Annotated in this window: 33 protein-coding genes; 10 read left to right on the top strand and 23 right to left on the bottom strand. The window is 44.1% G+C overall.

Translation table 11 applies throughout. The features are described from left to right. Nucleotides 1-41 precede the first annotated feature (41 nt). Entirely contained in the window at nucleotides 42-338 is a 297-nt protein-coding gene (locus M2135_RS04540) for a helix-turn-helix domain-containing protein (protein ID WP_280747411.1), read from the bottom strand. A 6-nt stretch (nucleotides 339-344) separates the two neighbouring features. Beyond that, the gene (locus M2135_RS04535) at nucleotides 345-623 is read right to left on the bottom strand and encodes a helix-turn-helix domain-containing protein (protein WP_280747410.1); all 279 of its coding nucleotides are present in this window, start codon (nucleotides 621-623) and stop codon (nucleotides 345-347) included. Nucleotides 624-774: 151 nt separating this feature from the next. Between M2135_RS04535 and M2135_RS04530 the strand changes: the two genes are divergently transcribed. From M2135_RS04530 to M2135_RS04510, 5 genes are read left to right on the top strand one after another with little or no spacing between them, the layout of a single operon-like run. After that, nucleotides 775-1,065: a hypothetical protein gene (locus tag M2135_RS04530; RefSeq protein WP_280747409.1), complete on the top strand. Its 291-nt coding sequence runs from the start codon at nucleotides 775-777 to the stop codon at nucleotides 1,063-1,065. Between the two features lie 43 nt (nucleotides 1,066-1,108). Beyond that, on the top strand, nucleotides 1,109-1,348 hold the full coding sequence (locus M2135_RS04525; RefSeq protein ID WP_280747408.1) for a hypothetical protein: 240 nt from the start codon (nucleotides 1,109-1,111) through the stop codon (nucleotides 1,346-1,348). An 11-nt stretch (nucleotides 1,349-1,359) separates the two neighbouring features. After that, entirely contained in the window at nucleotides 1,360-3,336 is a 1,977-nt protein-coding gene (locus tag M2135_RS04520; RefSeq protein ID WP_280747407.1) for a ParB/RepB/Spo0J family partition protein, read from the top strand. Nucleotides 3,337-3,387: 51 nt separating this feature from the next. Continuing rightward, on the top strand, nucleotides 3,388-3,570 hold the full coding sequence (locus tag M2135_RS04515; RefSeq protein ID WP_280747406.1) for a hypothetical protein: 183 nt from the start codon (nucleotides 3,388-3,390) through the stop codon (nucleotides 3,568-3,570). Beyond that, nucleotides 3,567-3,794: a hypothetical protein gene (locus tag M2135_RS04510; RefSeq protein WP_280747405.1), complete on the top strand. Its 228-nt coding sequence runs from the start codon at nucleotides 3,567-3,569 to the stop codon at nucleotides 3,792-3,794. The genes M2135_RS04515 and M2135_RS04510 overlap by 4 nt, the downstream gene beginning before the upstream one ends. Before the next feature lie 201 nt (nucleotides 3,795-3,995). Here M2135_RS04510 and M2135_RS04505 read toward each other — a convergent pair whose 3' ends face one another. From M2135_RS04505 to M2135_RS04495, 3 genes are read right to left on the bottom strand one after another with little or no spacing between them, the layout of a single operon-like run. Continuing rightward, nucleotides 3,996-5,057 carry a tyrosine-type recombinase/integrase gene (locus tag M2135_RS04505; protein WP_163219625.1) on the bottom strand — a complete coding sequence of 354 codons (1,062 nt, stop codon included), beginning with the start codon at nucleotides 5,055-5,057 and terminating at the stop codon, nucleotides 3,996-3,998. Further along, on the bottom strand, nucleotides 5,044-6,024 hold the full coding sequence (locus M2135_RS04500) for a tyrosine-type recombinase/integrase (protein WP_163219627.1): 981 nt from the start codon (nucleotides 6,022-6,024) through the stop codon (nucleotides 5,044-5,046). Before M2135_RS04500 ends, M2135_RS04505 begins: the two co-directional genes overlap by 14 nt. Next, entirely contained in the window at nucleotides 6,021-7,250 is a 1,230-nt protein-coding gene (locus tag M2135_RS04495) for a tyrosine-type recombinase/integrase (RefSeq protein WP_280747404.1), read from the bottom strand. The genes M2135_RS04500 and M2135_RS04495 overlap by 4 nt, the downstream gene beginning before the upstream one ends. A 235-nt stretch (nucleotides 7,251-7,485) precedes the next feature. Here M2135_RS04495 and M2135_RS04490 point away from each other — a divergent pair, with 235 nt between their 5' ends. After that, nucleotides 7,486-8,280 (top strand): cation diffusion facilitator family transporter, encoded by a 795-nt coding sequence (locus M2135_RS04490; protein ID WP_280747403.1) that lies wholly within the window; start codon nucleotides 7,486-7,488, stop codon nucleotides 8,278-8,280. 54 nt (nucleotides 8,281-8,334) lie between these two features. Here M2135_RS04490 and M2135_RS04485 read toward each other — a convergent pair whose 3' ends face one another. The 18 genes from M2135_RS04485 to M2135_RS04400 all read right to left on the bottom strand — a co-directional run bounded on the left by M2135_RS04485 (nucleotide 8,335) and on the right by M2135_RS04400 (nucleotide 21,488). Beyond that, nucleotides 8,335-8,787, bottom strand: coding sequence for a PH domain-containing protein (locus M2135_RS04485; RefSeq protein ID WP_280747402.1), 453 nt, complete (start codon nucleotides 8,785-8,787; stop codon nucleotides 8,335-8,337). A 65-nt stretch (nucleotides 8,788-8,852) separates the two neighbouring features. After that, entirely contained in the window at nucleotides 8,853-9,446 is a 594-nt protein-coding gene (locus tag M2135_RS04480) for a M23 family metallopeptidase (RefSeq protein WP_280747401.1), read from the bottom strand. Between the two features lie 147 nt (nucleotides 9,447-9,593). Beyond that, nucleotides 9,594-10,049, bottom strand: a complete 456-nt coding sequence (locus tag M2135_RS04475) for a DUF3872 domain-containing protein (protein ID WP_280747400.1) — start codon at nucleotides 10,047-10,049, stop codon at nucleotides 9,594-9,596. A gap of 13 nt (nucleotides 10,050-10,062) precedes the next feature. Further along, nucleotides 10,063-10,644, bottom strand: a complete 582-nt coding sequence (locus M2135_RS04470) for a conjugal transfer protein TraO (protein WP_280747399.1) — start codon at nucleotides 10,642-10,644, stop codon at nucleotides 10,063-10,065. A gap of 41 nt (nucleotides 10,645-10,685) precedes the next feature. After that, nucleotides 10,686-11,639: a conjugative transposon protein TraN gene (gene traN / locus M2135_RS04465; protein WP_280747398.1), complete on the bottom strand. Its 954-nt coding sequence runs from the start codon at nucleotides 11,637-11,639 to the stop codon at nucleotides 10,686-10,688. A gap of 46 nt (nucleotides 11,640-11,685) precedes the next feature. Continuing rightward, on the bottom strand, nucleotides 11,686-13,050 hold the full coding sequence (gene traM, locus M2135_RS04460; protein ID WP_280747397.1) for a conjugative transposon protein TraM: 1,365 nt from the start codon (nucleotides 13,048-13,050) through the stop codon (nucleotides 11,686-11,688). Beyond that, entirely contained in the window at nucleotides 13,028-13,315 is a 288-nt protein-coding gene (locus tag M2135_RS04455; RefSeq protein WP_280747396.1) for a TraL conjugative transposon family protein, read from the bottom strand. The genes traM and M2135_RS04455 overlap by 23 nt, the downstream gene beginning before the upstream one ends. Before the next feature lie 7 nt (nucleotides 13,316-13,322). After that, nucleotides 13,323-13,946, bottom strand: coding sequence for a conjugative transposon protein TraK (gene traK / locus M2135_RS04450; protein WP_163218438.1), 624 nt, complete (start codon nucleotides 13,944-13,946; stop codon nucleotides 13,323-13,325). A gap of 20 nt (nucleotides 13,947-13,966) precedes the next feature. Further along, nucleotides 13,967-14,965 (bottom strand): conjugative transposon protein TraJ, encoded by a 999-nt coding sequence (gene traJ, locus M2135_RS04445; protein ID WP_280747395.1) that lies wholly within the window; start codon nucleotides 14,963-14,965, stop codon nucleotides 13,967-13,969. Nucleotides 14,966-14,968: 3 nt separating this feature from the next. After that, complete coding sequence (locus tag M2135_RS04440) at nucleotides 14,969-15,589, bottom strand: DUF4141 domain-containing protein (protein WP_280747394.1); 621 nt, start codon at nucleotides 15,587-15,589, stop codon at nucleotides 14,969-14,971. Nucleotides 15,590-15,641: 52 nt separating this feature from the next. Further along, nucleotides 15,642-15,956 carry a DUF3876 domain-containing protein gene (locus M2135_RS04435; RefSeq protein ID WP_280747393.1) on the bottom strand — a complete coding sequence of 105 codons (315 nt, stop codon included), beginning with the start codon at nucleotides 15,954-15,956 and terminating at the stop codon, nucleotides 15,642-15,644. A gap of 11 nt (nucleotides 15,957-15,967) precedes the next feature. Next, nucleotides 15,968-16,171 (bottom strand): hypothetical protein, encoded by a 204-nt coding sequence (locus M2135_RS04430; protein WP_280747392.1) that lies wholly within the window; start codon nucleotides 16,169-16,171, stop codon nucleotides 15,968-15,970. Between the two features lie 41 nt (nucleotides 16,172-16,212). Continuing rightward, nucleotides 16,213-18,711 carry a TraG family conjugative transposon ATPase gene (locus M2135_RS04425; protein WP_280747391.1) on the bottom strand — a complete coding sequence of 833 codons (2,499 nt, stop codon included), beginning with the start codon at nucleotides 18,709-18,711 and terminating at the stop codon, nucleotides 16,213-16,215. After that, the gene (locus M2135_RS04420) at nucleotides 18,704-19,039 is read right to left on the bottom strand and encodes a DUF4133 domain-containing protein (RefSeq protein WP_280747390.1); all 336 of its coding nucleotides are present in this window, start codon (nucleotides 19,037-19,039) and stop codon (nucleotides 18,704-18,706) included. Before M2135_RS04420 ends, M2135_RS04425 begins: the two co-directional genes overlap by 8 nt. A gap of 23 nt (nucleotides 19,040-19,062) precedes the next feature. Beyond that, on the bottom strand, nucleotides 19,063-19,365 hold the full coding sequence (locus tag M2135_RS04415; protein ID WP_032853573.1) for a DUF4134 domain-containing protein: 303 nt from the start codon (nucleotides 19,363-19,365) through the stop codon (nucleotides 19,063-19,065). Nucleotides 19,366-19,513: 148 nt separating this feature from the next. After that, the gene (locus tag M2135_RS04410; RefSeq protein ID WP_280747389.1) at nucleotides 19,514-20,254 is read right to left on the bottom strand and encodes a hypothetical protein; all 741 of its coding nucleotides are present in this window, start codon (nucleotides 20,252-20,254) and stop codon (nucleotides 19,514-19,516) included. A 3-nt stretch (nucleotides 20,255-20,257) separates the two neighbouring features. Continuing rightward, nucleotides 20,258-20,728 carry a DUF3408 domain-containing protein gene (locus M2135_RS04405; protein WP_280747388.1) on the bottom strand — a complete coding sequence of 157 codons (471 nt, stop codon included), beginning with the start codon at nucleotides 20,726-20,728 and terminating at the stop codon, nucleotides 20,258-20,260. Between the two features lie 7 nt (nucleotides 20,729-20,735). Further along, nucleotides 20,736-21,488, bottom strand: coding sequence for an AAA family ATPase (locus M2135_RS04400; protein ID WP_280747387.1), 753 nt, complete (start codon nucleotides 21,486-21,488; stop codon nucleotides 20,736-20,738). A gap of 460 nt (nucleotides 21,489-21,948) precedes the next feature. Here M2135_RS04400 and M2135_RS04395 point away from each other — a divergent pair, with 460 nt between their 5' ends. The 4 genes from M2135_RS04395 to mobC are packed head-to-tail and all read left to right on the top strand — an operon-like array spanning nucleotide 21,949 to nucleotide 25,990. Then, complete coding sequence (locus tag M2135_RS04395; RefSeq protein ID WP_280747386.1) at nucleotides 21,949-22,191, top strand: hypothetical protein; 243 nt, start codon at nucleotides 21,949-21,951, stop codon at nucleotides 22,189-22,191. Nucleotides 22,192-22,242: 51 nt separating this feature from the next. Then, nucleotides 22,243-22,674, top strand: coding sequence for a conjugal transfer protein MobA (gene mobA, locus M2135_RS04390; RefSeq protein ID WP_280747385.1), 432 nt, complete (start codon nucleotides 22,243-22,245; stop codon nucleotides 22,672-22,674). A gap of 3 nt (nucleotides 22,675-22,677) precedes the next feature. Beyond that, nucleotides 22,678-23,946: a conjugal transfer protein MobB gene (mobB, locus tag M2135_RS04385; RefSeq protein WP_280747384.1), complete on the top strand. Its 1,269-nt coding sequence runs from the start codon at nucleotides 22,678-22,680 to the stop codon at nucleotides 23,944-23,946. A gap of 34 nt (nucleotides 23,947-23,980) precedes the next feature. Beyond that, the gene (gene mobC / locus M2135_RS04380; RefSeq protein ID WP_280747383.1) at nucleotides 23,981-25,990 is read left to right on the top strand and encodes a conjugal transfer protein MobC; all 2,010 of its coding nucleotides are present in this window, start codon (nucleotides 23,981-23,983) and stop codon (nucleotides 25,988-25,990) included. Nucleotides 25,991-26,038 lie beyond the last annotated feature (48 nt).

Genomic DNA, 26,038 nt, shown 5'->3' with positions numbered 1-26,038 from the left:
TTCGGGGCTAAAATTAATAGGCGAGGCAGACTGATAAAGGGTTAATCCCATGCTTTGCGATAGTTCTTTTCCAGTATCTTTTGAATATCGGATTCCCTGTACAGGGTTTTTCCTCCGAACTGAATATACGGGATTTTTCCTTTAGCGCGATACTCCTGTAATGCCCGGCGGCTCACTTTTAACCTTTCCGCCACCTGTACATCGGTCAGAAACCTTTCCCCGTTCAGCATCGGTTTGTAGTCCGTCAGAGCAATTTCGATTTTGTCTAACATCCTGTCAAGCGAGCTAAAAAACGTCTTTATTCGCTCATGATCTTTTGTTATAATCTCACTACTCATAATCACTTACGGTTTTAAGCTGTTAATGACTTTCTCCACATCTTCCGGCTTATAGTACATTTTCCGGTGTATCTGGGTGTATGCCAGTTTCCCTGTATCTCGTAAAGTCTGTAATGTCCGGGGACTGATATTCAGAATTAAGCATACATCCTGATTATCCAACCAGTCTTTCAGCATTTTATCTTTATGATGCTGACCGCACAGCGATTCCACCTTTTGCGTAAAGGCTTCAAAGCGTTCCATCATAGCCTCGAATGTACCTGCTTCTATATTGACTATTTCCATATCATTTTACTTTTAATCGTTAATACTACGATTACGGGAAAACAAAGGTAAGTCATTAAAAAACACCATATATCAATCCCTTACGGGCAGGTAGCTTTCGTCTGCACTTGTCTATACCTAAAGTGCAAACTGATTCCGGCGGCAGTCAAATATGCCGCTTTTTTATACTCCCTATTCAGACTATCCGGGAGTAAAAGGGGATTTTTTCTACTGCCCGTATCTTATAATTTCTTCCTCTTTTAGCGGGAATGCCGACTTAGCCGATGAAGTGTTCGATTTCATGCGCGAAAGTATTTCCGTGTTCTTTACGCCGAATCAAGTTCGAGCCTTCGGTTTCGTGAAAAATCTTCCTCTTTCCGTTCCGGCGAGCGTATTTATTCCCGAAAAACTTGCATCGGCTAAACACTACCTTTCTCTGCCCCTGAAACTCGATCACTCATAACCGGCTCCGATACGGCATAGCGTTTTAAAAAAAAGTCAGAATTATGATACGAACAGCAGAAAAAAACAGGAAACAACGATTCTCAAACCTTCCAATCAGCATAGGTTCGATTTTGAAAATAGCTTTTGCGGTAGCGGGTTTTGCCCTTTGGGGTTGGTCGTTCGTGATGGTTGTCGCAGGGATTTATTTAGCGTGGGTAATCATTAAAGGGGTTTTGTCCTGTCTTGTTTCCTTGCTCGTTTTGGCAATCATTATAATACTGATAATAGGTTTAATCTTTTAAATAACAACATCATGACAGCAATTAAGAACAACGGCACAGCCGTAGCAATAGCAGAAAAAGTAAACGAAGTAGTAACCGCAGTAGTGGTACGCACACCCGACAACAGACAGCACAAAGCCGTAAATATCGCATCGGACTTGATAGAGCCGAGCAATTACAACGCCCGGAAAACATTCGACCAAGAGGCATTAAAAGAGTTGGCGCAAAGTATTTCCGTTCATGGACTAATACAACCCATTACAGTATGCTGCAAGGGGGAGAAAGGCGAACATTATGAAATCATTTGCGGGGAACGCCGTTTCCGTGCCTGTCGTATGCTTAAACTTTCCGAAATTCCTTGCATCGTTCGGGAGGTAACAGACGAACAGGCGTATGACCTTTCAATCTCCGAGAACTTACAGCGAGAGGACGTGCTACCAATGGAGGCGGCAGAGGCTTATAAACGCCTTATCGACACAAAGCGGTACGACATCGCAAGCCTCGCCGTACAATTCGGCAAGAGTGAGAAAAGCATCTATCATACGCTGAAACTTTGCGACCTTATCAAAGGAATTGCCAACCTTATAAAAGAGGGCAAACTGACCGCATCGGCAGGGATAGTTATTAGCAAGTACGACAAGAAGATACAGGAGGATATTTTGAACGACCGTTTAGGCAAGGACGGCACAGGCGAATGGTGCAATATCTCCGCAAATGCGTTGGAGGGCAAGATACGGAACTGTTATACGAACAACCTTGATAATTACAGTTTCGACAAAACGGGATGTCTGAAATGCATTCACAATTCGAGCAATTTTGACCTATTCGCCGAGGGTGGCGATTGTGGCAAGTGTACCAACAAAAAATGTTTATCGGATAAGCAAACGGCATACCTTGTAGAACAGGCGCAAGCCGTAGCCCTTGCCGACCCTAAACTTACATTTGTCGGCGAACAGTACAGCCACGACAACGAGGCAACAACGATAATCAAAAAGGGCGGTTATGAGTTTAAGAACGTGCAAACGTATAACCTTAATTCATACCCCACAGCCCCGACCGAACCGCAAGCCTCCGAGTATAAAAAGCCCGAAGATTACAACAAGGCACAGGAAAAATACGGCAAGGAGCAGGAAAAGTACACCAAACAGACAGCGCACCTTGAAGAACTGAAAGAACAGGGCAAAATCCGTGTGTACGCTAAAATCGGCGATAGTAACGTAAGAATGTACTACAAAGAGGTAGCCACCAAAGACACCAAGAGCAACGAGCAGTTAATCGTTGACCTTACCGCCAAGAAAAAGCGTAACAACGAATTAGCAGACGAAAAGACCGCCGAGGGCTTAAAGGAACTTTTGCGCACGGAACAGATACCACAGTCGGCATTTACCACCGATGAAGAAACGGCAATGTATTTCTTTATGCTTACCAAATTACGCCGTCATAACTACAAAGCCGTAGGACTGAAAGAAAACGATTATTACGGCTATCTGACGGACGAGAAGAAACTCAAAATCGCATCTTCGCTGACAGAGGAGCAGAAAACCGTTGTACGCCGTGATTACCTATATAGCCACCTAACGGACGGCACAAGAACCGTAGGCGATGAAAAAGGCAGTATGCTGTTGGCGTTTTCAAAACAGCACCTACCCGAAAAGACGGAGGAAATTGTAACCACTCATAAAGAGGATTACGGCAAGAGAAACGCCCGATTGGACGAACGTATCGCAGGGCTGAAAAAGGCTGAAAAGAAAGCGAAAGCTGATGCCAAAGCGAAAAAGGCAGAGCAGAGCACCAAGACGGAGAAAGCCCCTAAAACAGCCGAAAAAGCCGTCAAAAAAGGAGTGAACACCACCGCCCCGAAGTCGGAAACCGCCAAGCCGAAAGGTAAGGAACAGCCCAAAGCGACCCAATCGGAGAAGAAAGAAGCGACACCGACACCGCAAGCGGATAAGGTGCTGATTGTTACCGTATCCAAAGCACAACCTAAAGCGGAGGCAGTAGCGGTATAAACTAAATTATTAACAAGGAGCGGGAGAAATTCCGCTCCTATAAATTACCCAATGATGAAAGTATTTGTATTGTTCCAAACAGATATACACCGAACAAAGGCAAGCCGTGTATTTTTCGGCGTGTTCACCTCCGAGGCATTGGCGATAGATCACGCCAAAGAAAATGGCTTATATACCCACGATGCAGAAGTCGTTATAATTGAGTGTGAAACGGATAAATTCGGGGAGGTATGAGAATAGACACATATGTCGGGAATCCTATTATTGCCACACAGCAGGATTATTACGAACTGGAGGAACTTTTGCACGAGATAGACCCGCAATGTAATTCGGTACAACTCCGGCAGGAGGTTGTCATTATTGAGAATATCGCCCGCAGGACGTTTCATTACCCACGAAAAGCCTCTATTGAGTGGGTAGCTGGGAAACTGCGATATATGGTCGAGAACGGGCTGTAAATGCCTTTGACAACGATTTTAAGAATTTACATCCGGGCAGGGGAAACTTTGCCCGGACTTCTTTTTCCATGAGCCATTAGCAGGGCTTTATGCGGGAGAAAAAGAAGCTTATCAAAACTTATTTATTATCCAAACCATTCATTGCAATATTATTGTATAACAGAATATTACAAAATAATAGTTTGGATAATATTTTATTGGCTAAAGCCCTACAAGAGTAAGAAGTTCCATATTTTCTAACTTTCCCCATTTTTTTTCTTGAGATTTAGTAATAGTGTCTTCCAGTGTATCAATCGCCTTTTTCTTCTGTTCTTCAGTTACATCCTCGTATATCATAGTGGTAGAGAGATTACGATGTCCTAAAAGTTCTTTTATCTCAACAATATTGATATTATCTTCTCGCCAATGGGTAGCCATACTATGCCTCCAAAGGTGGCTGTGTAGATCCAGAGGCACATCAGGACATGCTTCATGTGCTTTGGCTGCATACAACCTGAGACGTTTCGCTATTGCCGGTTGTGTCAATTTCCCCATACATCCTTTGCATGGAGAATAGAACAATAAAGCATCTTTATTGGGTTTATCGCCATGAAAAACTCTAAGGTACAGTCTTAACCATTCGACAAGGTCATCATGCAAGTAGATTGACCTGAAACCACCTCCTTTTCCACATAATATTACATATGGGTCTTTAACGTTGTCAAGTACTATGTCTTTGACTGTCAAAGAGAGTATTTCGTTCAGACGCGCTGCAACCCCATAGCTGAGCATCATTAGAGTCAAATCCCGTAAACCTATTTTCGTAGTTGTATCAGGTACTGCAAAAATAGCCTTTACCGCATCCCGTGTCATAGCATGTACAATGCGTTTTACCTTCCGCATTGGTTTTATAAACTCCGAAACTGCCATATAAATATAAGCATACTCCGGCATCTGACCACTAATATATTTTGTCAGATTTTTAATAGCAGCCATTCTTATATTGCAAGTTGTTGCACTGACGTGTCGCTCTTTTTTCAACCATATCTGCCATTGCGTTAAGACTTCAACAGAGAAACATTCCGGAGTAAGGGTTAACGATGTAATGCCTCTTTCTAACTGTAGGTATCTGAGAAATAGGGACAATGACAGTTTGTAAGAACGTAATGTGTGTTCACTTGTTGTTTTTACGGATGGCACATATATGGTGTGCCAGTCATAAATCAATTTTGCCATTTTACGATTTTGAGTGGCTAATGCGCCACTTGATTTAGATGTTTTCATTATATTCTGGCTTTTGAGGTAATAATTCACTAAATTTTTTAGAGCAATTGCATTTAAGTTTATCCGTAAGCATCGGGGTAAGATGAAAATAGCCAAAAGTACTTTGTATATTTCTGTGCCCCATGCTACGGGAAAGGAACAAGAGTTTGCCGCTCAATTCGTATCCATGATTTTCCCATTTAGAAATATTGGAGACGGCATACAAACTGCGTAAATCATATTCAACAGCCTTTTCATTGCTAACTTTAGACCATATCTTTCTAAAGAAAGTGCATCCCCAACGTACCCTATGCGGTTCATCATTCTTATCAGGAAAAAGATAAATCCGATTAGGCATAACTTTCTCCATAGCTTGGTTGTAATGTTGAAGTAATTGTAACATAGAATCATGAAGAACAATGTTATGTTCATCTATACTTTTAGATTTTATGATTTTTACGACGCCAGACTTGAAATTGACATTAGAACATTTTAGCCACCGGACTTCACATGTACGCATCCCAGAGCTGTATAGCATACGAAAGTAAACAGGAAGTTGTAATCGATTCAATAAGGTGGTTATTTGTCTGTGTTCTTGATATGATCGTATTACATAAGAGTCACATTCCTTAAAAAATGCAGAAAGTTCGCCCTGTGTAAAAAAGTGTGGCATATAAGAGCTGGCTTCAAAAGTGGGCAAAGGCAAAGGATTTAAGGTTGACCAGCCTTTCTTGTTAGCATATTTAAGGAAGTTTCGGACAGGTGTAGTCCTTGATATACAAGTATTGTTCCTTTCCGTTTCTCTGCGTTTGCACCAGTCCAGCATCTCCATTGTCAATTTTTCACAAGAGGGGTAGTTAGCTGCGATGTATTTGTCGAAGTGATGCAGGTTGTAGTCATAGGTCTTATTCCATCGACCGGACGCAATGCAAATAGCTGCAAATTCTTCAAACTTTGAAGATAGTTTGGATTTGAATGGATATGTCATAAGTCGAAAAGATTAGAGGGTACGATGTAAGAAGATATATCAAGAGAGCATTCCTTGAGATGCTCATAGTCGGCATCTGCATAAAACTTGAGAGACTCGGGAGATATGTGTCCGGTCAGAGATGACACGACTGAACATTCAACGCCACACGAAAGGAGATAAGTCACAAAATGATGGCGAAAAAGACGGACTCCTTTGCTTCCTCCTTTATCTCTGACATGCGCACATCTGAAGATTTTCTGGACAATATAAGCAATCTTCTTGTATGGTGCATTTGGATTTTTCTGGGGGACAAATATCGTTTTAATATCAGATTCAGCCCTTTCGGTAGTGATATAATCAAAAAGAGAATTTCCTGTAACTGCATTTAAAGGCAATGTAAGAGGATAATCTGTTTTTGATTGAATTAGAGTGATCATGTCTTTTCTCCAATCTATATTGTCAAAACACATAGCCGTTATGTCAGCGCCTCGCAGTCCATAAAAATACAAAAGCCATCCTATTGTACGCTCTTTTAAGGACAATGTATTGTCAGGATTTTCAAGACACTTCCGAATACGGTCAGATTCATCTTTTGAAAGAAATTCCAAATTTTTGTATGCCTTTGGTATTTTGGGTAAAAAGTTGAGTATATAATCAGCCACTTTTGGTTCACGCAATTTAAGAGTTTTCATTAATGCTCTTATATGACCTAAATAACCAACCCCTCTGATTTGCTTAACACCATCATGAAAAAAAGAACAAATCATTTTAGATGTAGCTTTTTCCAATACTTCCGCTCCATTATCTTGAAAATGTTTGTAAAATAGAATTGCTGAAAGATACTCTACCCTAACTGTGTTTTTGCGTTTTCCGTTACGCGTACCATTCTCTAAATGGTATATAGCCAATGATTTGTAATAGTCATTGAGATTATCAAAGCCATTTGTAGTGTAAATAAATCCAGTGTAATTGCCATCAGGATATTTATCGTATAAATCAAAATTTTTCAGTTGCCCTAGGTTCGTTCTTAGGGACTTAAAACGATAATCTTCGGGAGTATAGCCTTGCTCTTTCACTTCTTGAAAAAATAAATCTTCATAAGAGGTAATACTGGAAGAGCTACCTTTAATCAGAACCAGTTCGATACATTTTTCAATACTACGCCGTTTATTGGCGCAGTAACCTACTTTGGATAAATAATCCATCAACAAATGTTGTTTGAGTTTAAGATTTGACATGTCCATAACACTATATGATTTTAATGAAATGGACAATATGCAATTTTTATCCAAACTCGCAACAGCTATATGCGTATATTACAACTTATTATAGGTAAAGTTTTGATAATAAATAAGTTTTGATAAGTTACTTTATCCAAACATTTGGATAAAAGAAGCAAAAAGCCGACATTGCAGCTTGTTTGTCATTTATCGCTGTATAATAATATCTATTAGAAGAAATGTGTGTAAATTTGCAGCTATGAAACAAATTACATTTCGAGTTGATAAAATGGATTGTCCGTGTGAGGAAAACTTAATACGGATGAAATTGCAGGATGATAGTTCTATTCTTAAATTGGAATTTAATCTCGCAGAACGAACGCTAAACGTTTTTCACAATGGCGATTCAGAGAAAATCGCAAATGAATTAGCCTCCCTTAATCTTGGTTCGCACCTTACCCATTCGAAAGAGGTAGAAACTCTTATATCGACCGATGAAGATTCAACGCAAAGGAAAGTTCTTTGGGTAGTCCTTGCTATTAATTTTGGTTTCTTCCTAATCGAAATGATAACCGGGATATTCTCCAAATCTATGGGCTTGATTGCCGATAGTCTCGATATGTTGGCTGACGCTTTAGTTTATGGTATGAGTTTGTTAGTTGTCGGTGCTATTGTTTCACGTAAAAAGAAAGTAGCATTACTAAGTGGAGTTTTACAAATTTTACTCGCTCTTGTTGGCTTATCGGAGGTTATACGCCGATTCCTCGGTCTTGAAATGATGCCTAATTTTCAGGCGATGATTGGAATTTCCATGCTCGCCCTGATTGCTAATTCTATTTGTTTGTGGTTATTGCATAGAACTCAAAGTAAAGATGCTCATATGCGAGCGAGCATAATTTTTTCGGCAAATGATGTTATAATAAACGTGGGGGTCATTGTAGCCGGATTACTTGTTTGGTGGTTCAATAATAATATTCCAGACTTGATTATTGGGGTTATTATATTTTTAATTGTTATCAGAGGGGCAATAAGAATCCTTAAGCTATCTCGCTAAATACTTTGATATAATAAAAATCCGATGATCGTTTCCATCGGATTTTTTATTTTGCTACCCTATCTGTGTATTAATTTCCCTTCTGAAAGCGAGCGGATCAGCTATAAACGGATATGAACTTGTAACACCTCCGGTAGTAACCGTAATCGTTCCAAAGTTGAACATCCTGCCTAAAATACTCTGTTTTATGTGCAGACCCTCACACTTTGCCAGTACCAAATCTACCGCCCTGCGACTGATAACACCTGTTTTAAGAACCACCCGTTTATTAGTTACGGCGTAAGCCGAACCTATTTTTACAAGTAGCCTTTGTACAAGCGACACAATCCCGAAAAACAAAATCAGCAACCCAGCATAGTGGGTCATAGCTGATATTTCTTTAGGACTTGAAGCAAGTAAAGCCCCAATAAGCAGTAGTATTATCGGTTGCAGAAACAGGAAGAAGTGCAGCTTTGCAACATATTTTATCTCTTCTCCGGGTTGTAAATTTGATTCGATATAGTTCATAATGCCCTGATTTTTATTTAAGATGGTTGTAAATATACATATTTTCAAAACAGCACAAAGTATAATCACTTGTTTTTCAATATTTCAAACAAACAATAGCACCATCCGGTCGGATTCAGGTAGCGTTTTCCTTTCCTTACCTCATAATGTAGATGGCTACCTGTTGATATTCCGGTATTACCCACACAAGCAATTTGTCGGGCTATCTCTACCGAATCGCCTACATTTACCATTGTCCTACTTAAATGAGCATAAAATGAACGAAAACCGCCTGCGTGTTGAATTTCTACAAAGTTTCCATACCCCGAACAATACCCCTTACGAATTACCATACCGTTACCTGTGGCATACACGGGAATACCTTTCGTGCTTGATATATCAATCCCTGTATGGAATTTCCGCACCCTGTAAATTGGATGATACCGCATACCGAAGCCCGATGAAATACGCTGTGACTTCTTAATCGGAAAAATCACAGGATAGTCGCATAGCTCGTCAATGCTCATTTGCAACGAATCCGCTACCCTCTGAAATTCCGATACGGAATGAGCCTGCTCCATACATTTTCCTATCTCCGGTTTCCTGTTTAGTGAATCGCCCGGCTGCCCTGATGCGGGTAAATACGACAAGGTGATAAAGAATATTAGTATATATTTCATAGTCTGTTTGAATGAAAGTAAGCACCCGAAATACTCCGGGTGCTTTCCTATTAGTCTATTTCCTCTCCCCACAGCTCTACGTCTGTCGGGGCATTCATCAACGACCGGGTTATACATAGCCAGCAAAGGACGTTGAACACGATATAGCTACAAATTATCATCATCTTCCGTTTCGTCCTCTCCCTTGTCATTCTGAAACGAGAAAGTTTTTTGTATCACCTGTCCGTGATTATCTTCGATATACACATCTATTACCTGTTGGTCGGTACAATGCGAAGTATAATACATTCGGAACATTTCTTTTTTCAACGGGTAAAGGTCGTTTGGCAGCAATACCCGCCCATCGTCCAGTCGAAGTTCGCCCACGCCGTCAGGCTGAAAGTAGCGGATAAAAAACTTGGTGTCCTGATAATCTCCTTCCTTTACGATCTGGCAACGGATTTCCGCCACCTCGCCCTGAACGATTTTTTTCTGAACCGGCATACAAACCAGATCAAATGGGTAAACCTTATTAATATCCATATCGTCGTTACAGGCTAAGACCTGTAGCATTATCGCTACCAGCCCGGCTGTTATCCCGAAAAAACTCTTTATTTTTTTCATCGTATTTTGTTTTTTAGTTGATTATAAATTTCAGCCCAATACCGAACTGCGTATGAAAATGCCCCGTAGAGTTGCCCCAAAGGATGCGTTCACGCCCTGTCAGGAGCAATACAATACGGTCGTTCAGATAGGTTTCCAGTTCCAGTGTGATAGCCCCGCCGTAAATAAATGCGTCTTTGTGCCGGAGCGTAGAACCATCGTACAAGGTCTTTTCACCCCAATTCGATGTTTCATAGCCTACAAGGGCAGAGCCTCCCAACGAGAGCAAAAAGGTCTTTGACGGATCAGACAGAATTTTCAGATAGTAACCGCCTTCAGCGGTAAATTGCGAAACCGGAATGCGGATCGTCCGGTACGGGTAGTACCGTTCCATAAACTCCGCAGCAAACACCCACTTATTCCCTTTTTTCGCATAGGTCGCCATCGCTATACCGAAGTAATATCCGGCTTCATTATCCAATGCGGACGAATATATACCGTCCACCATTCCGCCTGTTACCTGTATGCCCCGCATACCCGGTAGCTGACGTTGTGCGTGTGCCACGCCCGAAAGGGCGAAGCACAGCACAACCACTAACACTATTATTCTATTCATGATTTTTATCGTCTATGTGTTAATAAAAAAGTCTGCGACTTTTATTTCACTTTCAGTTCGTTAATAACCTTTGCCCGCACCAGATCGGCATTATCGACCGTGAACCGCTGATGGCGACCGCCCTCCTGCTCATTCAGTTCGATAACAAGCATTTTATCATCGGGTATCGTAAATTTCGGCAGGGTGAAAATCATTCGCTCCGTGCGTTTACCGCCTATTACCATCAAATTATTATAGGCGCGGAGTGGCCAGATCACCTGTTCCTGAATAGCGGTACGCTTGGCTACTTTCTTATCCACGATTTTGAACGTGATAAAATCTATATTGAACGGCACATTGGACGAGTTTTTCAGTTGCAGGTGGAAATACAACAGCCCGTTATGGGTATAAACTCCTTTGAGCGTGTGCTGTATGCCGAAACGCTTACTGCCTAAATGCTTAATTTCCCTGTCATTGTTTTTGTAGATGGACTGCATAATCAGCTTGACAAGTAAGGGCGATTCCTGCCCCAACTCCTGCATATAGACGGCAAGGGCATTGTTCGGACGGTTCATCGCCTCCCCATCGTGCAGGAAGTCGGTCATTTCAACGGACAGCTTGACGGGTTCGTCCGCATATTTTACATTGAACGTATAGTAATTTCCATCTTCTGTAATGACGGACAGATTACTCTCCCGGCTGAAATCCCGCAAAGATGCCTTCACTCTCAACACGTTTTCCGTTCCGTCCGCTTTCGCCGCGAGAAGATCTGCCGACCCTAAATCGACATACCTGATCGGTGCAGGGAAAATAACGTGAACGGTTTTATTGAATGTTACTTCCAACGCATAAGGCGGTATCATCCGGTCAAAGGTCAGCGGGCGGGTAAAGCCCTGATAGTAGTCGCCTGTTGTGGGCTTGGTCTGTGTTACGGTAGCCGTTTCTTCGGTTACTTCCTGTGCGCTCACTGTAAATACGCTCACCGCAAGGGTGAGCATCAAAAAGATTCGTTTCATACTTTTAATTTTTAATTCGTTAAACATTGATTTTTTAGTGGTGTTATTAATTCTCTTTAGGCAGGAGCAGTAAGCGGTGGTTCGCTTTCAGCGTAACCTTAACCACGCTCATTTTCTTGCTCACATACTGCGATGCTCCCTGTATCAGTCCCTTTCCCATATCGGCGGCAAGCTGCGAACCCGCATCGTCCGAAATCATAATGCTTGTCCCGGCTGACGATGCCAGTGTAGAGGCAACTTCTTTCACCGCTTTTACTTCGTCCGAATTGGGAATGAAAATACCCCGCTGACCGTCCGTGTCGTACACCGATATTTCAACTGGAATAATGTTTCCGGCGTACTGAATGGAGTTAATCGCTATATCGAGCCGTTCACCCGCAATTTTGCATGAGCCTGTGATAAGGCTGTTTGCAGGGATAAGGATATTTCCTGCCTGCATCGGTTCTAACAGCCTGATTTGTACCTCCCGTCCGCTTGTCAGTGTTACGGTCTGGTTTACACAGGCACGGATGCTGTTTTTATCTTTCACTCCCTCGTTTCCGGCGGCAGTGAAAAATCCCATATTGCGGGGCTGGCTGAACGATTCTATAAACTCATCGTCCGACATCGGCGCGGCCAGTAGCGAAACTACATTGTGCCGCACCTGCTTTACAGGTTGAACATTTACCTTGTCTTTCGTAGAGGGAGCAGCATTGCTGTTTTCGTCGTGCCCCGTCTGTGGCGGCATATACCTCGCCGCCATCGCATAGGATTTTTCCAGTAGTGCCGTTTGTTCGTCCTCAGCGGCTTTCCGTGCTTCGGCTTCTTCCAGTTTGCGTTCGAGTTCATTCATACGTTCCTCGACAGCGAGTTCCTGTGCGCTCTTCCCGGCAGGTTCTTCGTACCATTCTCCCAACTGCTTATTTATGTCCTGATAGGCATTTGCGGAGGCTTGCAGGTTATTTACAGGTTTTGATTGCCGTACAGACGGATTTTCGTAATACTCCGGCTGTTTGGATTCTTCCGGCTTTTGTTCTTCGTTCCGGTCGAACATAGTTGAAAAATCCTGCAAAGAGCGCATCCGTTCCTGTTCCTTTTGCTGCATAGCTTCCCGCTCGTAGGCATCGCGCTTATCCCCGACAATGCCCTCGTCTTTGGGTATCGGCAGTTCGGCGTTAAAGCCCGATTGCCCGATAATATTTTTATCGTCATTGTCCGATGGTGCGAAAATCAGCCACATGACACCACCGAAAATCAGGAAGAACAGCGGCATTATCAGCATCTTTTTACGCTTCTGCCTCTCTGCCATCGAAAGTTCTTTTTTTGGCGGCTTTTGAGGTTCTTTCTTCGCTTCCGGTGTGGATGGTTGCACTTCGGGAACAGCCGCCGTTTCCGGCGGTGGCGTTCCTCTATTCAAATTCTCCTGTTCCATTATAAAATCTGTTTTGATTGTTAATACTATCCCTTTGCTGCTGTTGCAGTTTCAGGGTTTCTATCTGCTCTATCTGCAATTCCTGTCCTTTGTCTTTACCTAAATTGTAAATGGAAGAAACAGTCATGTAGATAGACAGCCCGCTGAATACTATTAGCATCGTAACGATTACGATTACCCGTGCATCAGGGCTTAGAGGTCTGACAATACTTCGCAAGCGGTCTTCCAACCACTCGTTTACACGTTGAATGATTTTCCGTATCATACCACACCTACCTTTCCGTTACCCGGATGTCCCGGTTTTCCACGATCTCGAATTTCTCCATAGTGAAACCGTGAGGGTTATTGTCCGAGCGTACCGAGTTAATCAGGTTGCAGCGGGTAATCAGACTGCGTTCAGTCATGTTCGACTGCCGGAGGATCATTTGCCGGGCGTATGTTACCGCCGTATAGGGGTACACATCGAAGTTGCAGGCTATACTGTCCACTTGCACGATCTGGTTGATATTGCCCGATACGATACGGTTATAATACCCTTTTTCCGCCATGTCCTGATAGTATTTGAAAGCACTTTTATCGACAAGGAACAACGCCCTGTTTACATTGCTTTCAATGGCTTTTTTGTCGGGTGAGAGCGTGAAGAACAATTCGTGAAACCGCTTAACGTGTTCCCGCGCTTCAACGGGACGGTTCTGCGAAAGGTCTTGCGAGAGGGCAAGCATTAAGGACTTGCCCCCGTCCAACACATAGATACGCTGGCGTTGCGCTTCGGCAAAGCTGTACGACGACCATACGGAATAACCCGTAATGGCGGCGCACAACACCAGAAACACGATGCCAAAAAGGCGTATCTGTTTGAATGATGTTTCTATATTCTTTAAACTTTTGAACTCCATAATTTTTTGAGTGTTTTTTATTATTTACCTAATAAGCGTCCGGCCACGTTGCCCGCAGCGGCTCCGGCTACGCCTCCTGCCATTGCAGCCCCTTTACTTGCCGCCGTGTTTACTCCGCGTGTACCGCTACCGCCTCCGGCTTGAATGACCCAGCCTGCAACGGTCGGAATTGAGAAGTACCCGATAATGCCTATAATCAAAAAGATGATATACACACCGTTACTGCCATCCGGCACGTATGACGGGTCTTTGAGCAGACCTATATCCATTTGCAGCATGAGTGCCTGAATCTTAGACAGCACCGCTGAAAAGAGGTCGGCAATGGGTAACCACAGGTACACCGAGATATACCGTGAAAGCCAGTTGGTAAGCGTGGATTGGAAACCGTCATAAACAGAGAGGGCAAATGCCAGCGGCCCCAAGATTGACAATACCACTAAGAAAAAGGTGCGTAACGTGTCAATCGTAAGGGCAGCGGCATTGAACAGCAGTTCAAAGAAATCCCGGACTAACTGCCGGAACCACATTTTCATATCGTACCATGTGCGTTCAGCCCACATTCCGATAATCTCTGCCGCATCAAAAACACCCAACTCTTCCATTTTCTGGTCGTACACCTCATCATCGACCAGCCATGCTTTACCCTCGCGTACCCGTGCATCGTATTCGAGTTGGTCTTTCTCTGCCTGTAATGCCTGCACATCTTCTATCTGCGATTCCAGTATGGTATGCGTTCCTTTTACCACAGGCGACATAACGGCGTTGATTGTGCCAAGTACGATTGTTGGGAAGAACATAATACACAAGCCAATCGCAAACGGACGTAACAACGGATATACGTCTATCGGTTCTGCCCGTGAGAGGGCTTGCCATACGCGGGAAGCCACATAAAACAATGCACCTAAACCCGCTATCCCTTTGGCGACACCAATCATGTCGCCACAAAGGGGCATCATTTCCTGATACAGATTCCGTAGAAGCTGATGCAGGTTCTCAAAATCTATTGCTAACAACATCATGGCTTACCAGTATCTTTCAGATGGATCACCATACAGGGCGCGTACATGCTCCATATCACCCTTTTCCTGACTGCGGATAAACGAAACGGAGATACTTTTCTTGGAAAAGTAACTCACAAGGTTGCGATGTTGCACCATTTTAGTATGTATCTGGTCTATGATTGCCATTCGCTCGGCATCGGTCATAGAAAGCCCGTTGGAAGCCGAAACGATATTTTTTATATCCGACAGCAGGTTTCCGCTCTCTTTCAGTAATTTGGAATATCCGTTAGATATGGCTTCCAGTTCCGAATGGGAGAAATTATTATCCGTCAGCATCTTATTGAAGTTGGTCGAATATATCTGCGATATTTCGCTGACCAGCTCTACCGTTTCCTTTACCTTTCGGGCATCCTTGATAAGATTATGCACCGATTGTAATTTGTCGTAATACTCCTTACCCTGACTATAAATCTTCTGCATTTCTTTGAACGAGTTGATTACATTGGTTGCCGTTGTCGCTGTTTTGGAAACCGTCAGTATATTTTGAGCAAGGTTCGAGGGGTCGATGACCGCCCATTGCGCTTTTGCCTGATAGGTGCATAGCCCCATACAAACCAAAAGGCTTAAAAGAATCTTTTTCATTGCTATATTTTTTTAATTGTTATTTACTTGGGTTGAAGGAGTAACCTTCGGGCTACTCCTCTTCCCGGATATATTCACCGAAAGCGGAAAGCAAGAGTACCTCTCGCTCCCGGTCGTAGGCTATTCCGATACGCCCGTACAGGTCTATGTAATACAGACCGAACACACAGTACATCGTACAATCACAGACTACCTGCGGGTTGTTGTATGTAAGTTCTACACGGATGCCTCCCCGCTTGCGGGAAGTGTTGCGGTAAACAGTTACCGCAGGCGCACCGTCCGGGCTTACCCAACGTCCCGTAATCTCCCACAGGTGAAAATCCTGATGTGCGGCGCAAGGGTCGGCTGCATTACATTTGCTGAACATGGCGCACCTCCTTACTTTTTCGCTTCCTTAGCCTCTTTTCTCAGCAGGCTTGCAGGGTCAATAACAAGGATGTCAATATGGGCATTAATGCCTATGACCTCCGCTTCTTTTTCTCTTTCTGCTTGTTCGAGCAGGACTTCGGTAAGGACACTGTTTATTCCTACCGTGTGGAGCAGCAACTTTTCCAGTTGCTCGTTACTAAATCTTTTTAACATGATCTTTTAGTGGTTGTGGGGCTAACCGCCCCGGTTGATAATTACCCGCGCTTACTTTCGGCAATCTGTTTAATCGCCAGTTCATAGTCCCCGCCGAGTTCGTCCGCTTTTTTGAACACTTCCATCTTTTCGGTTTCCTCCGTTGTGTATGTCAGGTATTCTTCGCCGCTAACTTCTGTCGCATAAACCGCCGACTGAACACCACCCAACCCGAACCAGACTTCTTTATAAAACCTGCCGGGATGGTTCGCCATGTTGATAGACAGGATTTGCCCTTTCTCTTTGTCGGTCAGACCTAAAAGCGACTGGATCACATCAAAGCGGTTCATGAATTTTCGCTGATCTAAGAGGATTTTGCAGTCGGAGTTATTGATAATCGCCTCTTTGACGATGGGTGAAGCGATAATATCGTCCACCTCCTGCGTTACGACTATGGCTTCTCCGAAATATTTCCTGACTGTTTTGTACATATATTTCAGGTATTCAGCCATGTTCGCCGAAGAAAGAGCCTTCCACGCTTCCTCTACGATAAGTTGCTTGCGGACACCCTTTAACCGCCTCATTTTCTGAATAAACGCGTCCATAATAATGATTGTGACCACAGGGAATAATTCCTTATTCTCCTTAATCGAATCAATTTCAAAGACGATAAAACTCTTATTCAATAGGTCAATGTTCTGTTCGGAGTTCAAGAGGAAGTCGAAACGCCCGCCCCGGTAATACTGGCGCAGGGTGGTAAGCATATTGTCGAGGTTAAAATCCTCCCGGCTTACCTTGATTTCCCTTTCTTCCAGTTCCCGGCGGTAGTCGCCCAACATATATTCGTAGAATGTATTAAAGGACGGGACGATACTCCGGTCTGCCCTGATCCGCTCGATATACGCCGATACCGCACTTCCAAGTTCACCGGATTCCGTTTTACTCACCTTGTCATCTTCGGACTTCCAGAGGGTCAGCAGCAATGTTTTGATGCTGTCTTTTTTCTCTACATCAAACTTGTAATCGTCCGTGTAGAAAGGATTAAAAGAGATAGGATTTTCCTCGGTATAGGTGAAATAAATTCCGTCCTGACCTTTGGTTTTCCTGCGCACCATTTCACAAAGCCCTTGATAGGAATTACCCGTATCGACCAAGACAACGTGCGTTCCCTGTTCCCAATATTGGCGGACGAGGTGGTTCATGAAAAAGGATTTACCGCTGCCGGATGGCCCCAACACGAATTTATTTCGGTTGGTGGTTATCCCTTGCTTCATAGGTAAATCCGATATATCCACATGGAGGGGTTTACCGCTTACACGGTCGCACATCTTGATACCGAAAGGCGAAAGCGAACTTTGGTAGTTGGTTTCCTCTGTGAAAAAACATAGCGCGGGTTCGATGAACGTATAGAAACTTTCTTCCGAAGGAAAATCCCCCGCATTGCCCGGCATAGCCGCCCAATAGAGCGTAGCCGCATCCGTTGTATTATGACGCGGCTTACATTCCATCAAGGCAAGCTGCGAACCTACATCGTTACGGATATGTTTCAGTTCCTCCGCGTCTTCCGACCACGCCATTACATTGAAATGCGCCCGGACAGAGGTAAGCCCGAACGAATGTGCTTCGTTCAGGTACTTGTCTATCCATTCCTTATTAATCTGATTCCCGCGTGAATAGCGGGATAAGGATTGCATATTGCGGGCAGACTTTTCAAACTTCCGCAGGTTCTCCGCCGAATCGTCCAGAAAAATGTACTGGTTATATACATGGTCGCACGAGAGCAGCAGCCCTACAGGTGCGGCGAACGATAATCGGCAGTCGCTCCGGTCGGTGGATAGCTTTTCATAGCGCATATCCGTTCCGACCGTTCCGGGCAAGTCCTCCACATCGGAAATCGTATGCAGGCATACTTTTTTTGCTCCGATGCGAAGCCCGTCCGCTCCGAGTTCCATATCTTCCAGACAGGTCGTATCGTCCAGCGAGAGGGCAAAGTATTTTTCCACCAGTCCCGGTTCGCTTTCCGTTCCTGTAATCTCGTCCGAAGTCAGGCGGGTAAGGCTTACGAATCCCGAATCGTTTACGATGCGCTCGAACTGTCCGACCGCCTCCAAAAACCGTGTAGCCGTGTCCTTGTTTACCTCTTTAGGTATAATGTTCCCACGACAAAGGCTCGAAAAGTTGCTCTGCATACGCATACGCTCCTTTGTTGTTTTTGTCAGGAACAGGAAACAGCTATGATTCAGGTAGGGTCGTTCGTTAAAGTGCCGTTCAAACGAGCGGGACAAAAAGCTCATATCTTCCTTGTCCGTTTCGGGTTTGTAGGTTTCCTTTACGAACCAGTCCTGCTTTTGGATAATTGAATAATCAGGCAAAACCTTAATCGCTTTCGCCCAAGCCGAGTGTATGGCTTCGTATTCTACGGCGGTAACGGTGAACAGTTCCGGCAGATCGACACGGAAAGCTACCGTTATATCCGCATCTTTCGATATTATGCAATCGTGTTCCACAGCCAACAGCGGGAACTTGCTTTCGATGGTAGCCGCTTTCATTACATTACGCATCGCGCACCTCCTTCTTTTTTGAACGTTGGAACAAGCGGCGGGAATTTTTGCGGTTTATCAGGTAGCGCGGGTGTTGCCGTTTGGCAAGCAGTTTCATAAGCCCATACTCCCCGTATTTCGCATTCAGGTTGAAAGTCAGCCACACCAGAGCGGAGGCGGCGATAACGCCAAAGCCGATACAGACCCACTGGTCTACACCTGCCATATACATAATCACAAAGACTACGAATACAGCCAATAGCCCACCCGCAAAGATGAATAGATACTGACTTTTCAAACCCTTAAATTCCACGCTCTTGCCTATGCCTTTATTAATGTTATGCTCCATTTCGTATGTTGTTTTGAAATGGATTACAGGAAGAAAGAGCGTAGGATAGTGGCGGCGACAATCAGGAAAATACACGCACCGAACCACGAGGCGGCGGTTTTCGAGGTATCGGGGTCGCCTGAAGAGAACTTGTTATAGACTTTGATTCCGCCGATAAGACCTACTACTGCACCAATGGCGTAAATCAATTTTGTGCCGGGATCGAAATACGATGTTACCATATTGGTAGCTTCGGTGATACCCCCGATACCGTTGCCCTGTGCAAAGGCGGATGATACGGCAGCGAAAATAAATGCTGCCGACATAAGAATTTTTTTCTTTGTCATACGATTTTTTGATTAATGGTACAGGGGGTGGAATAGTCCCCTGTACCGGAAATGAATAATTTGTTTAACTTGATCTTTTAGTGGTTGGCAGCGTAGCTAACCGTAATCCCGTTCTTTCATCTTACTTTGTTTTTTACTGTTATACAACTTACGCAAAGCCGCGTACATTAAAATCTTTCGGTGCTTTCACCGCTGGTTCGTCCGTCTCTCCCGCCTCCCGTTTCTTTCGGTGGAAGGCTGCGAAGTAATCGTCCATTAGTGAGGACACTACTTTCTTTTTCGGTTCATCACCCGCGACCTGATCGAACATTTCGGTCTTTCGTATCTCAACCAGTACCCGCCCGGCTTCTTCTTTTTCTTCGGATGTTGCGGCATCGGCAGTTTCTACCGTCCGCACCATTCCCGCCAGATCGTCAAAGCCAAGTCCAAGAGCCATTGAAACCCCGGCAACCCCTTCGTTATCTTCGTCCTCTGTTTCTTCTTCGTCTATATCTTCCGTGTTATCTTCCGGCTCAAATTCGGGGGGTGTGTTCTCAATTACTAAATTGATTTCATTTGAATTTTCGTCCGTCATATTTTCACCCGACAAGACTGTTTCCGATTCAACCAAAGGGAGTGTTACCGGAGTATCTTTTTTGTTTTCATCAGCAAATATAGGCTCATTTTCAATCAGTTTTTCGTTATGAATCAGCGTGGTAGCTTCTGTCCGGGATTGTCTAAGGTCAAATTTACTTTTGCCGATTATATCCTCTTTCGGGATGGAGAGAAACGGATTGAAACCGGGATTTTTCGCTGCATTTTTCTTTCGTTTCTGCATCCGTTCCCGGAGCAGGTAAACGGCGACAACCAATGCATACAATACGATGGCTGAAATGATATATCGTTCCATAGCTTAAAATATATCTTCGGGACGGCGTTTACGGTACAATTCCGTAATGTCATCCTGATAGGTGTTAAAATGATGCTCCAGTACATTATCTATGTAGCTGAACAGCGACACTTCGTTATATCCGATATTCTGCACAATCCGCATAATACGGTCGTGGAACTCCTTTCGGATATAGACTGCTTTTCCGCTACGGGTGGTAGTGGGAGCTGTTCGGATAAAAAGAGCCTCGTAGTCCTCCGGTTGTGCCTTGCGCTTCCGTTTATTTTCCTCGCGTTCTTTTCCTTTCACCGTTTCGGGTTCAGCCACAGGAGGTATTATTTCCTCCTGTGGTATTTCCTCTACTGTTTCCGGTTCGGGAGTAGAAGCCGATGCTGACGGGTCGTAAGGTTTCAGGTCTTTTTCCCGATAACTCGGCTTCGCACTATTAATCACTAAATCCGGGTTTATCCCGTTTGTATCTATCCTTTTAGCCATAGCCGCATTACTTTAGGATTTCCAGTAATTCGTCCGACAGTTCTTCGATGTTACTGCCTTTGATAAGGCTTTTATCCACAGGGAAAAGAGTTGAACGGAACAACGGTCGGCGGCTTTCCGATTGTTCCCGGCGGAAACGCAGGCTGTTCGGGATAAAGGTTTTCAAGGTGGTAAATTCCAGTTCTTTAATTACTCCCTCGTAAACTTCGTACAGGTCGGATTTTTCCCTGCCATCGACCATATTCCAAAGCAGGTACATGGCTTTGATATTGGATTTTCCTGTACTCACTATATTATCCCTTACGGAGATCATATAGTTAAGGGTACTTTCCATTACCACCCGGTCGGCAGCAATAGGGGCAATGATATAATCCATGTTGGCAAGGGCTATGATTAAGTCCTTATTGTTGAGCGTTCCGGGCAGATCAAAAAAGATATAATCATACTCTTCTTTTTCGCATAGTTCGTCCGCATCGTTCAAAGCTTCCTGCGGGTTACTTTCCACGATAGGGTAAAACTTCTTGCCCTCTAACCGGGTAACTTGCTCATACGCCATACCCTTATAAAATTCGTCCTCATCCACCATCTTAAAATCGCGCTCGCGCATTTCAAAAATGGAGTGCTGCGGGTAGTCGCAGTCGATTACCGCTACATTCTTTCCTTTCACATAGTGCAGATAGGAAGCTATCAGCACAGTAAGGGTTGTCTTTCCGGCTCCGCCCTTTTGGGTCGAGAATGCCACATAAATAGGCTGTTTCATGTTCTTGAATTTTTAATTATACAATCAGTTGATTTTATGTTATTGCAAATGCACGTATGCCTGTGTATCTGTCTTCACACTCAATAAATCACATATTCAGTTTTGCATGATTGAATGTTTAAGCGTTTAAGCACTCATGCGTTTATGCGTTTGAGCATTTATATGCTTGCATTCATAATCATTTATGCAGGATTGAATTTTGCTGTTTAAGAATATGTATGACCTGTCATTCGTGCGTTCATTTCTATTCTTATTCATGTGTCTGTTTTTATACATTTTCATGATTAAACACGACACTGAAAAATCAAAGTTTCAACTACTCAATTATTCAAATCCGGGGGCAAATAAACGCCTTCTTTTTCACACTTGCACTATATTTTCGAGGGGTGGTAGCTTGTGTCCGGCATTGTCTATACTTGCTGATATACAGCGTATTATTTATTCAACATAACTTTGCAGCATGAAACGTTACGGGGTATTCATGCCGATTTTTAAGATAGACTCGGCACTCATAAATTGCCCGGTCAGGGGGCAGTCTTATATCCCGAAAAATTCGGGATGGAAAGATGCCCCTTGCGGGCAAAACGTATTTGCATTTTGGCAAATAGCAAGATGTGTTGATTGCAGCAAACTTCGTTTTTTGCAGCATCAACCTCTTGCTCTTCCAGAGGGGATTTTCCTCTCCGAAGTCGGGAAAAATTAAGCCGGCATGAGCCGTCCGTAGCGTTCATATAACCACTAAAAGATTAATGTTATGAACGAAGAAAAAAGAGAACCCCGCAAACGGGGAAAGGGGGGCAGACCCCCGAAGAACGACCCGGCAAAACATCGGCTGACGGTGAACCTGACGGACACCCAGCATGCCGGATTTCTTGCCATGTTCGAGCAGTCAGGCGTACAATCGCTGTCTGCTTTTATCTCAGCGCGCATCTTTGGCGATGAGTTCCGGGTAGTAAAAACGGACGCATCGGCTGTCGAATTTACTGCAAAGCTGACCGCATTGCATAGCCAATTCCGCAGCGTTGGCGTGAATTACAACCAGATTGTAAAGGAATTGCACAGCAATTTCGGGGAGAAAAAAGCTCTCGTATTGCTCTATAAATTGGAAAAAGCGACCGTAGAACTGGCGGGGATCGGGCGCGAAGTGATGAAGCTATGCGAGCAGTTTAAGGTGAAATACCTGTAAAAAATGGTGGCGAAAATCTCTCACGGAAGCAATCTGTACGGCGCACTTTCCTACAATCAGGAGAAAGTGGACGAAGGTTTGGGTAAGGTTTTAGGTACAAATTTAATACTGGAACCTGCCGACGGAGTGTTCAGTATCGGGGCAAGTATGACTGATTTTGAACGTATGATGCCTGCACACATCACTACCAAAAATCCCGCAATCCATATTTCACTGAATCCACATCCCGACGATAAGCTGACCGATCAGCAACTATCGGACATCGGACGTGAATACATGGAACGCCTCGGCTATGGCAATCAGCCTTATATAATTTTTAAGCATGAGGACATCGACCGACAGCATATTCACATTGTCGGTTCACGGGTGCAGCCTGACGGCAGGCCCGTTTCCGACAAAATGGAGAAACGGCGCAGTGCAGCTATTATAGAAGATTTGGAACGGAAATACAATCTGATTCCCGCCAAAGGTCAGAAGCAGGGTGAGGCGTGGCAGCTTGCTCCGGTAAACGTTAGCCAGGGGAACTTAAAAAAACAGGTGGCAAACGTTATCAAGCCGCTTTCCGAAATGTACCGCTTCCAAACGCTCGGCGAGTATCGCGCCCTGCTCTCATTATATAATGTAGGCGTGGAGGAAATCAAAGGGGAGAATAAAGGTAAACCTTACCGGGGATTGGTTTACTCGGCATTGGATAGCGAGGGCAACCGTGTCCGTAAGCCTTTGAAATCCTCCCTGTTCGGTAAAGCTCTCGGTATTGAGGCTTTGGAAAATAAGTTTGGCACATCGAAAGAAACAATCAAAGCGGACGGCGTTACAGCTTGTACCCGCGCGGTGGTTTCCGAAGCCTTGAATAGTACCCGCACCGAAAGCGAGTTCCGAGCGGCATTGCAGAAGAAAGGTATTGACTTGGTTCTTCGCCGGAATGATGAAGGGCGCATATTCGGGGCTACGTTTATCAACCATAACGAACGGGCGGTATTGAACGGCTCGCGTCTGGGTAAAGAGTTTTCAGCGAATGTTCTTAACGAACGGTTCGCAGATGATTCGCTCCGCGAGGATCTGCAAACCCAACAGCCGAAACAGTCCGATAACCTACGCCAGACTGATAAATCCACTACCGACAAGCAACCGCAAGCCGGGCATTCTACGGTTGATGATGCGGCGGGTAGCTTGTTATCTGTCCTTACCCCCGAAACACAGGGGCAGGACAACAACCAGCCGACTATCAAGCGCAAGAAAAAGAAGAAGCGCAGATACGGCAGGCAGCTATAAAATTTGAAGTAATAACAATTTAATTTTTACAATTATGCAAAATGAAGATGATTTGAGGGGCTTGGCTAAAGTAATGGACTTTATGCGTGCGCTCTCTATACTATTTGTAGTGATAAATGTGTATTGGTTCTGTTACGAGGCAATGCACGAGTGGGGAATCAATATCGGGGTAGTCGATAAAATCCTGATGAATTTCCAACGGACGGCAGGACTGTTTAGCTCAATTCTGATAACTAAAGTATTCGCAGTGGTATTTCTCGCTTTGTCCTGTCTGGGAACAAAGGGCGTGAAAGAGGAAAAGATTACATGGACGAAAATCTATGTATGCCTCGGTATTGGTTTCGTCCTGTTCTTTCTGAACTGGTGGCTATTGGCATTGCCGTTACCCAAAGTAGCCAATGCCGGGTTTTACATTTTCAGCATTTCGGTAGGCTACATATTATTATTGATGGCGGGTACATGGATAAGCCGCTTACTCAAAAACAATATGTTTGACGATGTTTTCAACACGGAAAACGAATCGTTTATGCAGGAAACTAAGCTGATGGTAAACGACTATTCGGTAAACCTGCCTACGAAATTCTGGTATAAAAAGAAGCAGTGGAAAGGTTGGATAAACGTTGTAAATCCGTTCAGGGCAGCTATCGTTTTGGGTACGCCGGGTTCAGGTAAATCCTATGCCGTTGTAAACCAGTTCATCAAACAGCAAATCGAGAAGGGCTATACGGGTTATATTTACGATTTCAAGTTTCCCGACCTCTCGACTATTGCCTATAACCACCTGTTAAACAACCGCGAAGGCTATGAGAAAGTACCGACTTTCTATGTGATTAACTTTGACGATCCTTCCCGTTCGCACCGTTGCAATCCGATTAACCCCTCTTTCATGGATGATATTTCGGATGCCTATGAATCGGCATATACGATAATGCTTAATTTGAACCGGACGTGGGTACAGAAACAGGGCGACTTCTTCGTGGAATCCCCGATTATCCTTTTCGCTGCTCTCATCTGGTATCTGCGGATTTATAAGGACGGGAAGTATTGTACCTTTCCCCATGCCATAGAGTTTTTGAATAAAAGTTATGAAGATATTTTCCCGATTCTGACCTCTTATCCCGACTTGGAAAACTACCTTTCCCCCTTTATGGATGCGTGGAAATCTGGTGCTGCCGACCAGTTGCAGGGGCAGATTGCGAGTGCAAAAATTCCGCTCTCCCGTATGATTAGTCCGCAATTATATTGGGTAATGTCAGGTGATGAATTTACGCTGGATATTAATAATCCGGACGACCCGAAAATGTTGGTCGTGGGAAATAATCCCGACCGTCAGAATATATACGGGGCGGCATTGGGATTGTATAATTCCCGTATCGTGAAGCTGATTAATAAAAAGGGGCAACTCAAATCTTCGGTTATCATTGATGAGTTGCCGACTATCTATTTTAAGGGGTTGGATAACCTGATAGCCACCGCCCGGAGCAACAAGGTTGCCGTATTGTTGGGCTTTCAGGACTTTTCGCAGCTAAAGCGCGATTACGGAGATAAGGAAGCCGCTGTCGTGATGAACACCGTAGGGAATATCTTTTCCGGTCAGGTAGTCGGCGATACGGCAAAAACGCTGTCCGACCGTTTCGGGAAAGTGTTACAGAAACGCCAGTCCATGACGATAAACCGGAACGATAAATCGACTTCCATTTCTACACAAATGGATAGCCTGATACCACCTTCCAAAATATCCAATCTTACGCAAGGTATGTTTGTGGGTGCGGTAGCGGATAACTTCGATGAACGTATTGAACAGAAGATTTTTCATTGCGAAATCGTAGTCGATAACGAGCGTGTAGCCGCTGAAACGAAAGCGTACCGTAAAATACCCATTATCACCAACTTTGTAGATGAAAACGGAGTTGATCGTATGAAGGAAATGATTAAGGAGAATTACGACCGCATCAAAGCCGAAACCAAACAGATTGTTGCCGATGAATTGCAACGCATTAAGGACGATCCCGACCTTTGCCATTTGTTACCAAAGGAAGAATAAAAAAGCACAAAAGCCATCCGTTTTGGATGGCTTTTTCTTCTTATAACA

The organism is Parabacteroides sp. PF5-9 (assembly GCF_029893105.1).
Lineage (GTDB): Bacteria > Bacteroidota > Bacteroidia > Bacteroidales > Tannerellaceae > JARXWG01.
Note: the sequence above shows the minus strand (reverse complement) of the source record. Positions and strands in the feature narration are given on the sequence as shown.

Coding starts and splice junctions, on each gene's coding strand:
- traJ (WP_280747395.1), bottom strand. CDS start 14,965: ATGATGTTGTTAGCAATAGATTTTGAGAACCTGCATCAGCTTCTACGG.
- M2135_RS04520 (WP_280747407.1), top strand. CDS start 1,360: ATGACAGCAATTAAGAACAACGGCACAGCCGTAGCAATAGCAGAAAAA.
- mobA (WP_280747385.1), top strand. CDS start 22,243: ATGAACGAAGAAAAAAGAGAACCCCGCAAACGGGGAAAGGGGGGCAGA.
- M2135_RS04515 (WP_280747406.1), top strand. CDS start 3,388: ATGATGAAAGTATTTGTATTGTTCCAAACAGATATACACCGAACAAAG.
- M2135_RS04530 (WP_280747409.1), top strand. CDS start 775: ATGCCGCTTTTTTATACTCCCTATTCAGACTATCCGGGAGTAAAAGGG.
- M2135_RS04490 (WP_280747403.1), top strand. CDS start 7,486: ATGAAACAAATTACATTTCGAGTTGATAAAATGGATTGTCCGTGTGAG.
- M2135_RS04500 (WP_163219627.1), bottom strand. CDS start 6,024: ATGACATATCCATTCAAATCCAAACTATCTTCAAAGTTTGAAGAATTT.
- mobB (WP_280747384.1), top strand. CDS start 22,678: ATGGTGGCGAAAATCTCTCACGGAAGCAATCTGTACGGCGCACTTTCC.
- mobC (WP_280747383.1), top strand. CDS start 23,981: ATGCAAAATGAAGATGATTTGAGGGGCTTGGCTAAAGTAATGGACTTT.
- M2135_RS04505 (WP_163219625.1), bottom strand. CDS start 5,057: ATGAAAACATCTAAATCAAGTGGCGCATTAGCCACTCAAAATCGTAAA.
- M2135_RS04400 (WP_280747387.1), bottom strand. CDS start 21,488: ATGAAACAGCCTATTTATGTGGCATTCTCGACCCAAAAGGGCGGAGCC.
- M2135_RS04395 (WP_280747386.1), top strand. CDS start 21,949: ATGAAACGTTACGGGGTATTCATGCCGATTTTTAAGATAGACTCGGCA.
- M2135_RS04485 (WP_280747402.1), bottom strand. CDS start 8,787: ATGAACTATATCGAATCAAATTTACAACCCGGAGAAGAGATAAAATAT.
- M2135_RS04425 (WP_280747391.1), bottom strand. CDS start 18,711: ATGCGTAATGTAATGAAAGCGGCTACCATCGAAAGCAAGTTCCCGCTG.
- M2135_RS04510 (WP_280747405.1), top strand. CDS start 3,567: ATGAGAATAGACACATATGTCGGGAATCCTATTATTGCCACACAGCAG.
- M2135_RS04405 (WP_280747388.1), bottom strand. CDS start 20,728: ATGGCTAAAAGGATAGATACAAACGGGATAAACCCGGATTTAGTGATT.
- M2135_RS04525 (WP_280747408.1), top strand. CDS start 1,109: ATGATACGAACAGCAGAAAAAAACAGGAAACAACGATTCTCAAACCTT.
- M2135_RS04495 (WP_280747404.1), bottom strand. CDS start 7,250: ATGGACATGTCAAATCTTAAACTCAAACAACATTTGTTGATGGATTAT.
- M2135_RS04540 (WP_280747411.1), bottom strand. CDS start 338: ATGAGTAGTGAGATTATAACAAAAGATCATGAGCGAATAAAGACGTTT.
- traN (WP_280747398.1), bottom strand. CDS start 11,639: ATGAAACGAATCTTTTTGATGCTCACCCTTGCGGTGAGCGTATTTACA.
- M2135_RS04475 (WP_280747400.1), bottom strand. CDS start 10,049: ATGAAAAAAATAAAGAGTTTTTTCGGGATAACAGCCGGGCTGGTAGCG.
- traM (WP_280747397.1), bottom strand. CDS start 13,050: ATGGAACAGGAGAATTTGAATAGAGGAACGCCACCGCCGGAAACGGCG.
- M2135_RS04420 (WP_280747390.1), bottom strand. CDS start 19,039: ATGGAGCATAACATTAATAAAGGCATAGGCAAGAGCGTGGAATTTAAG.
- M2135_RS04435 (WP_280747393.1), bottom strand. CDS start 15,956: ATGTTCAGCAAATGTAATGCAGCCGACCCTTGCGCCGCACATCAGGAT.
- M2135_RS04470 (WP_280747399.1), bottom strand. CDS start 10,644: ATGAATAGAATAATAGTGTTAGTGGTTGTGCTGTGCTTCGCCCTTTCG.
- M2135_RS04415 (WP_032853573.1), bottom strand. CDS start 19,365: ATGACAAAGAAAAAAATTCTTATGTCGGCAGCATTTATTTTCGCTGCC.
- M2135_RS04430 (WP_280747392.1), bottom strand. CDS start 16,171: ATGTTAAAAAGATTTAGTAACGAGCAACTGGAAAAGTTGCTGCTCCAC.
- M2135_RS04440 (WP_280747394.1), bottom strand. CDS start 15,589: ATGAAAAAGATTCTTTTAAGCCTTTTGGTTTGTATGGGGCTATGCACC.
- traK (WP_163218438.1), bottom strand. CDS start 13,946: ATGGAGTTCAAAAGTTTAAAGAATATAGAAACATCATTCAAACAGATA.
- M2135_RS04480 (WP_280747401.1), bottom strand. CDS start 9,446: ATGAAATATATACTAATATTCTTTATCACCTTGTCGTATTTACCCGCA.
- M2135_RS04535 (WP_280747410.1), bottom strand. CDS start 623: ATGGAAATAGTCAATATAGAAGCAGGTACATTCGAGGCTATGATGGAA.
- M2135_RS04455 (WP_280747396.1), bottom strand. CDS start 13,315: ATGATACGGAAAATCATTCAACGTGTAAACGAGTGGTTGGAAGACCGC.
- M2135_RS04410 (WP_280747389.1), bottom strand. CDS start 20,254: ATGGAACGATATATCATTTCAGCCATCGTATTGTATGCATTGGTTGTC.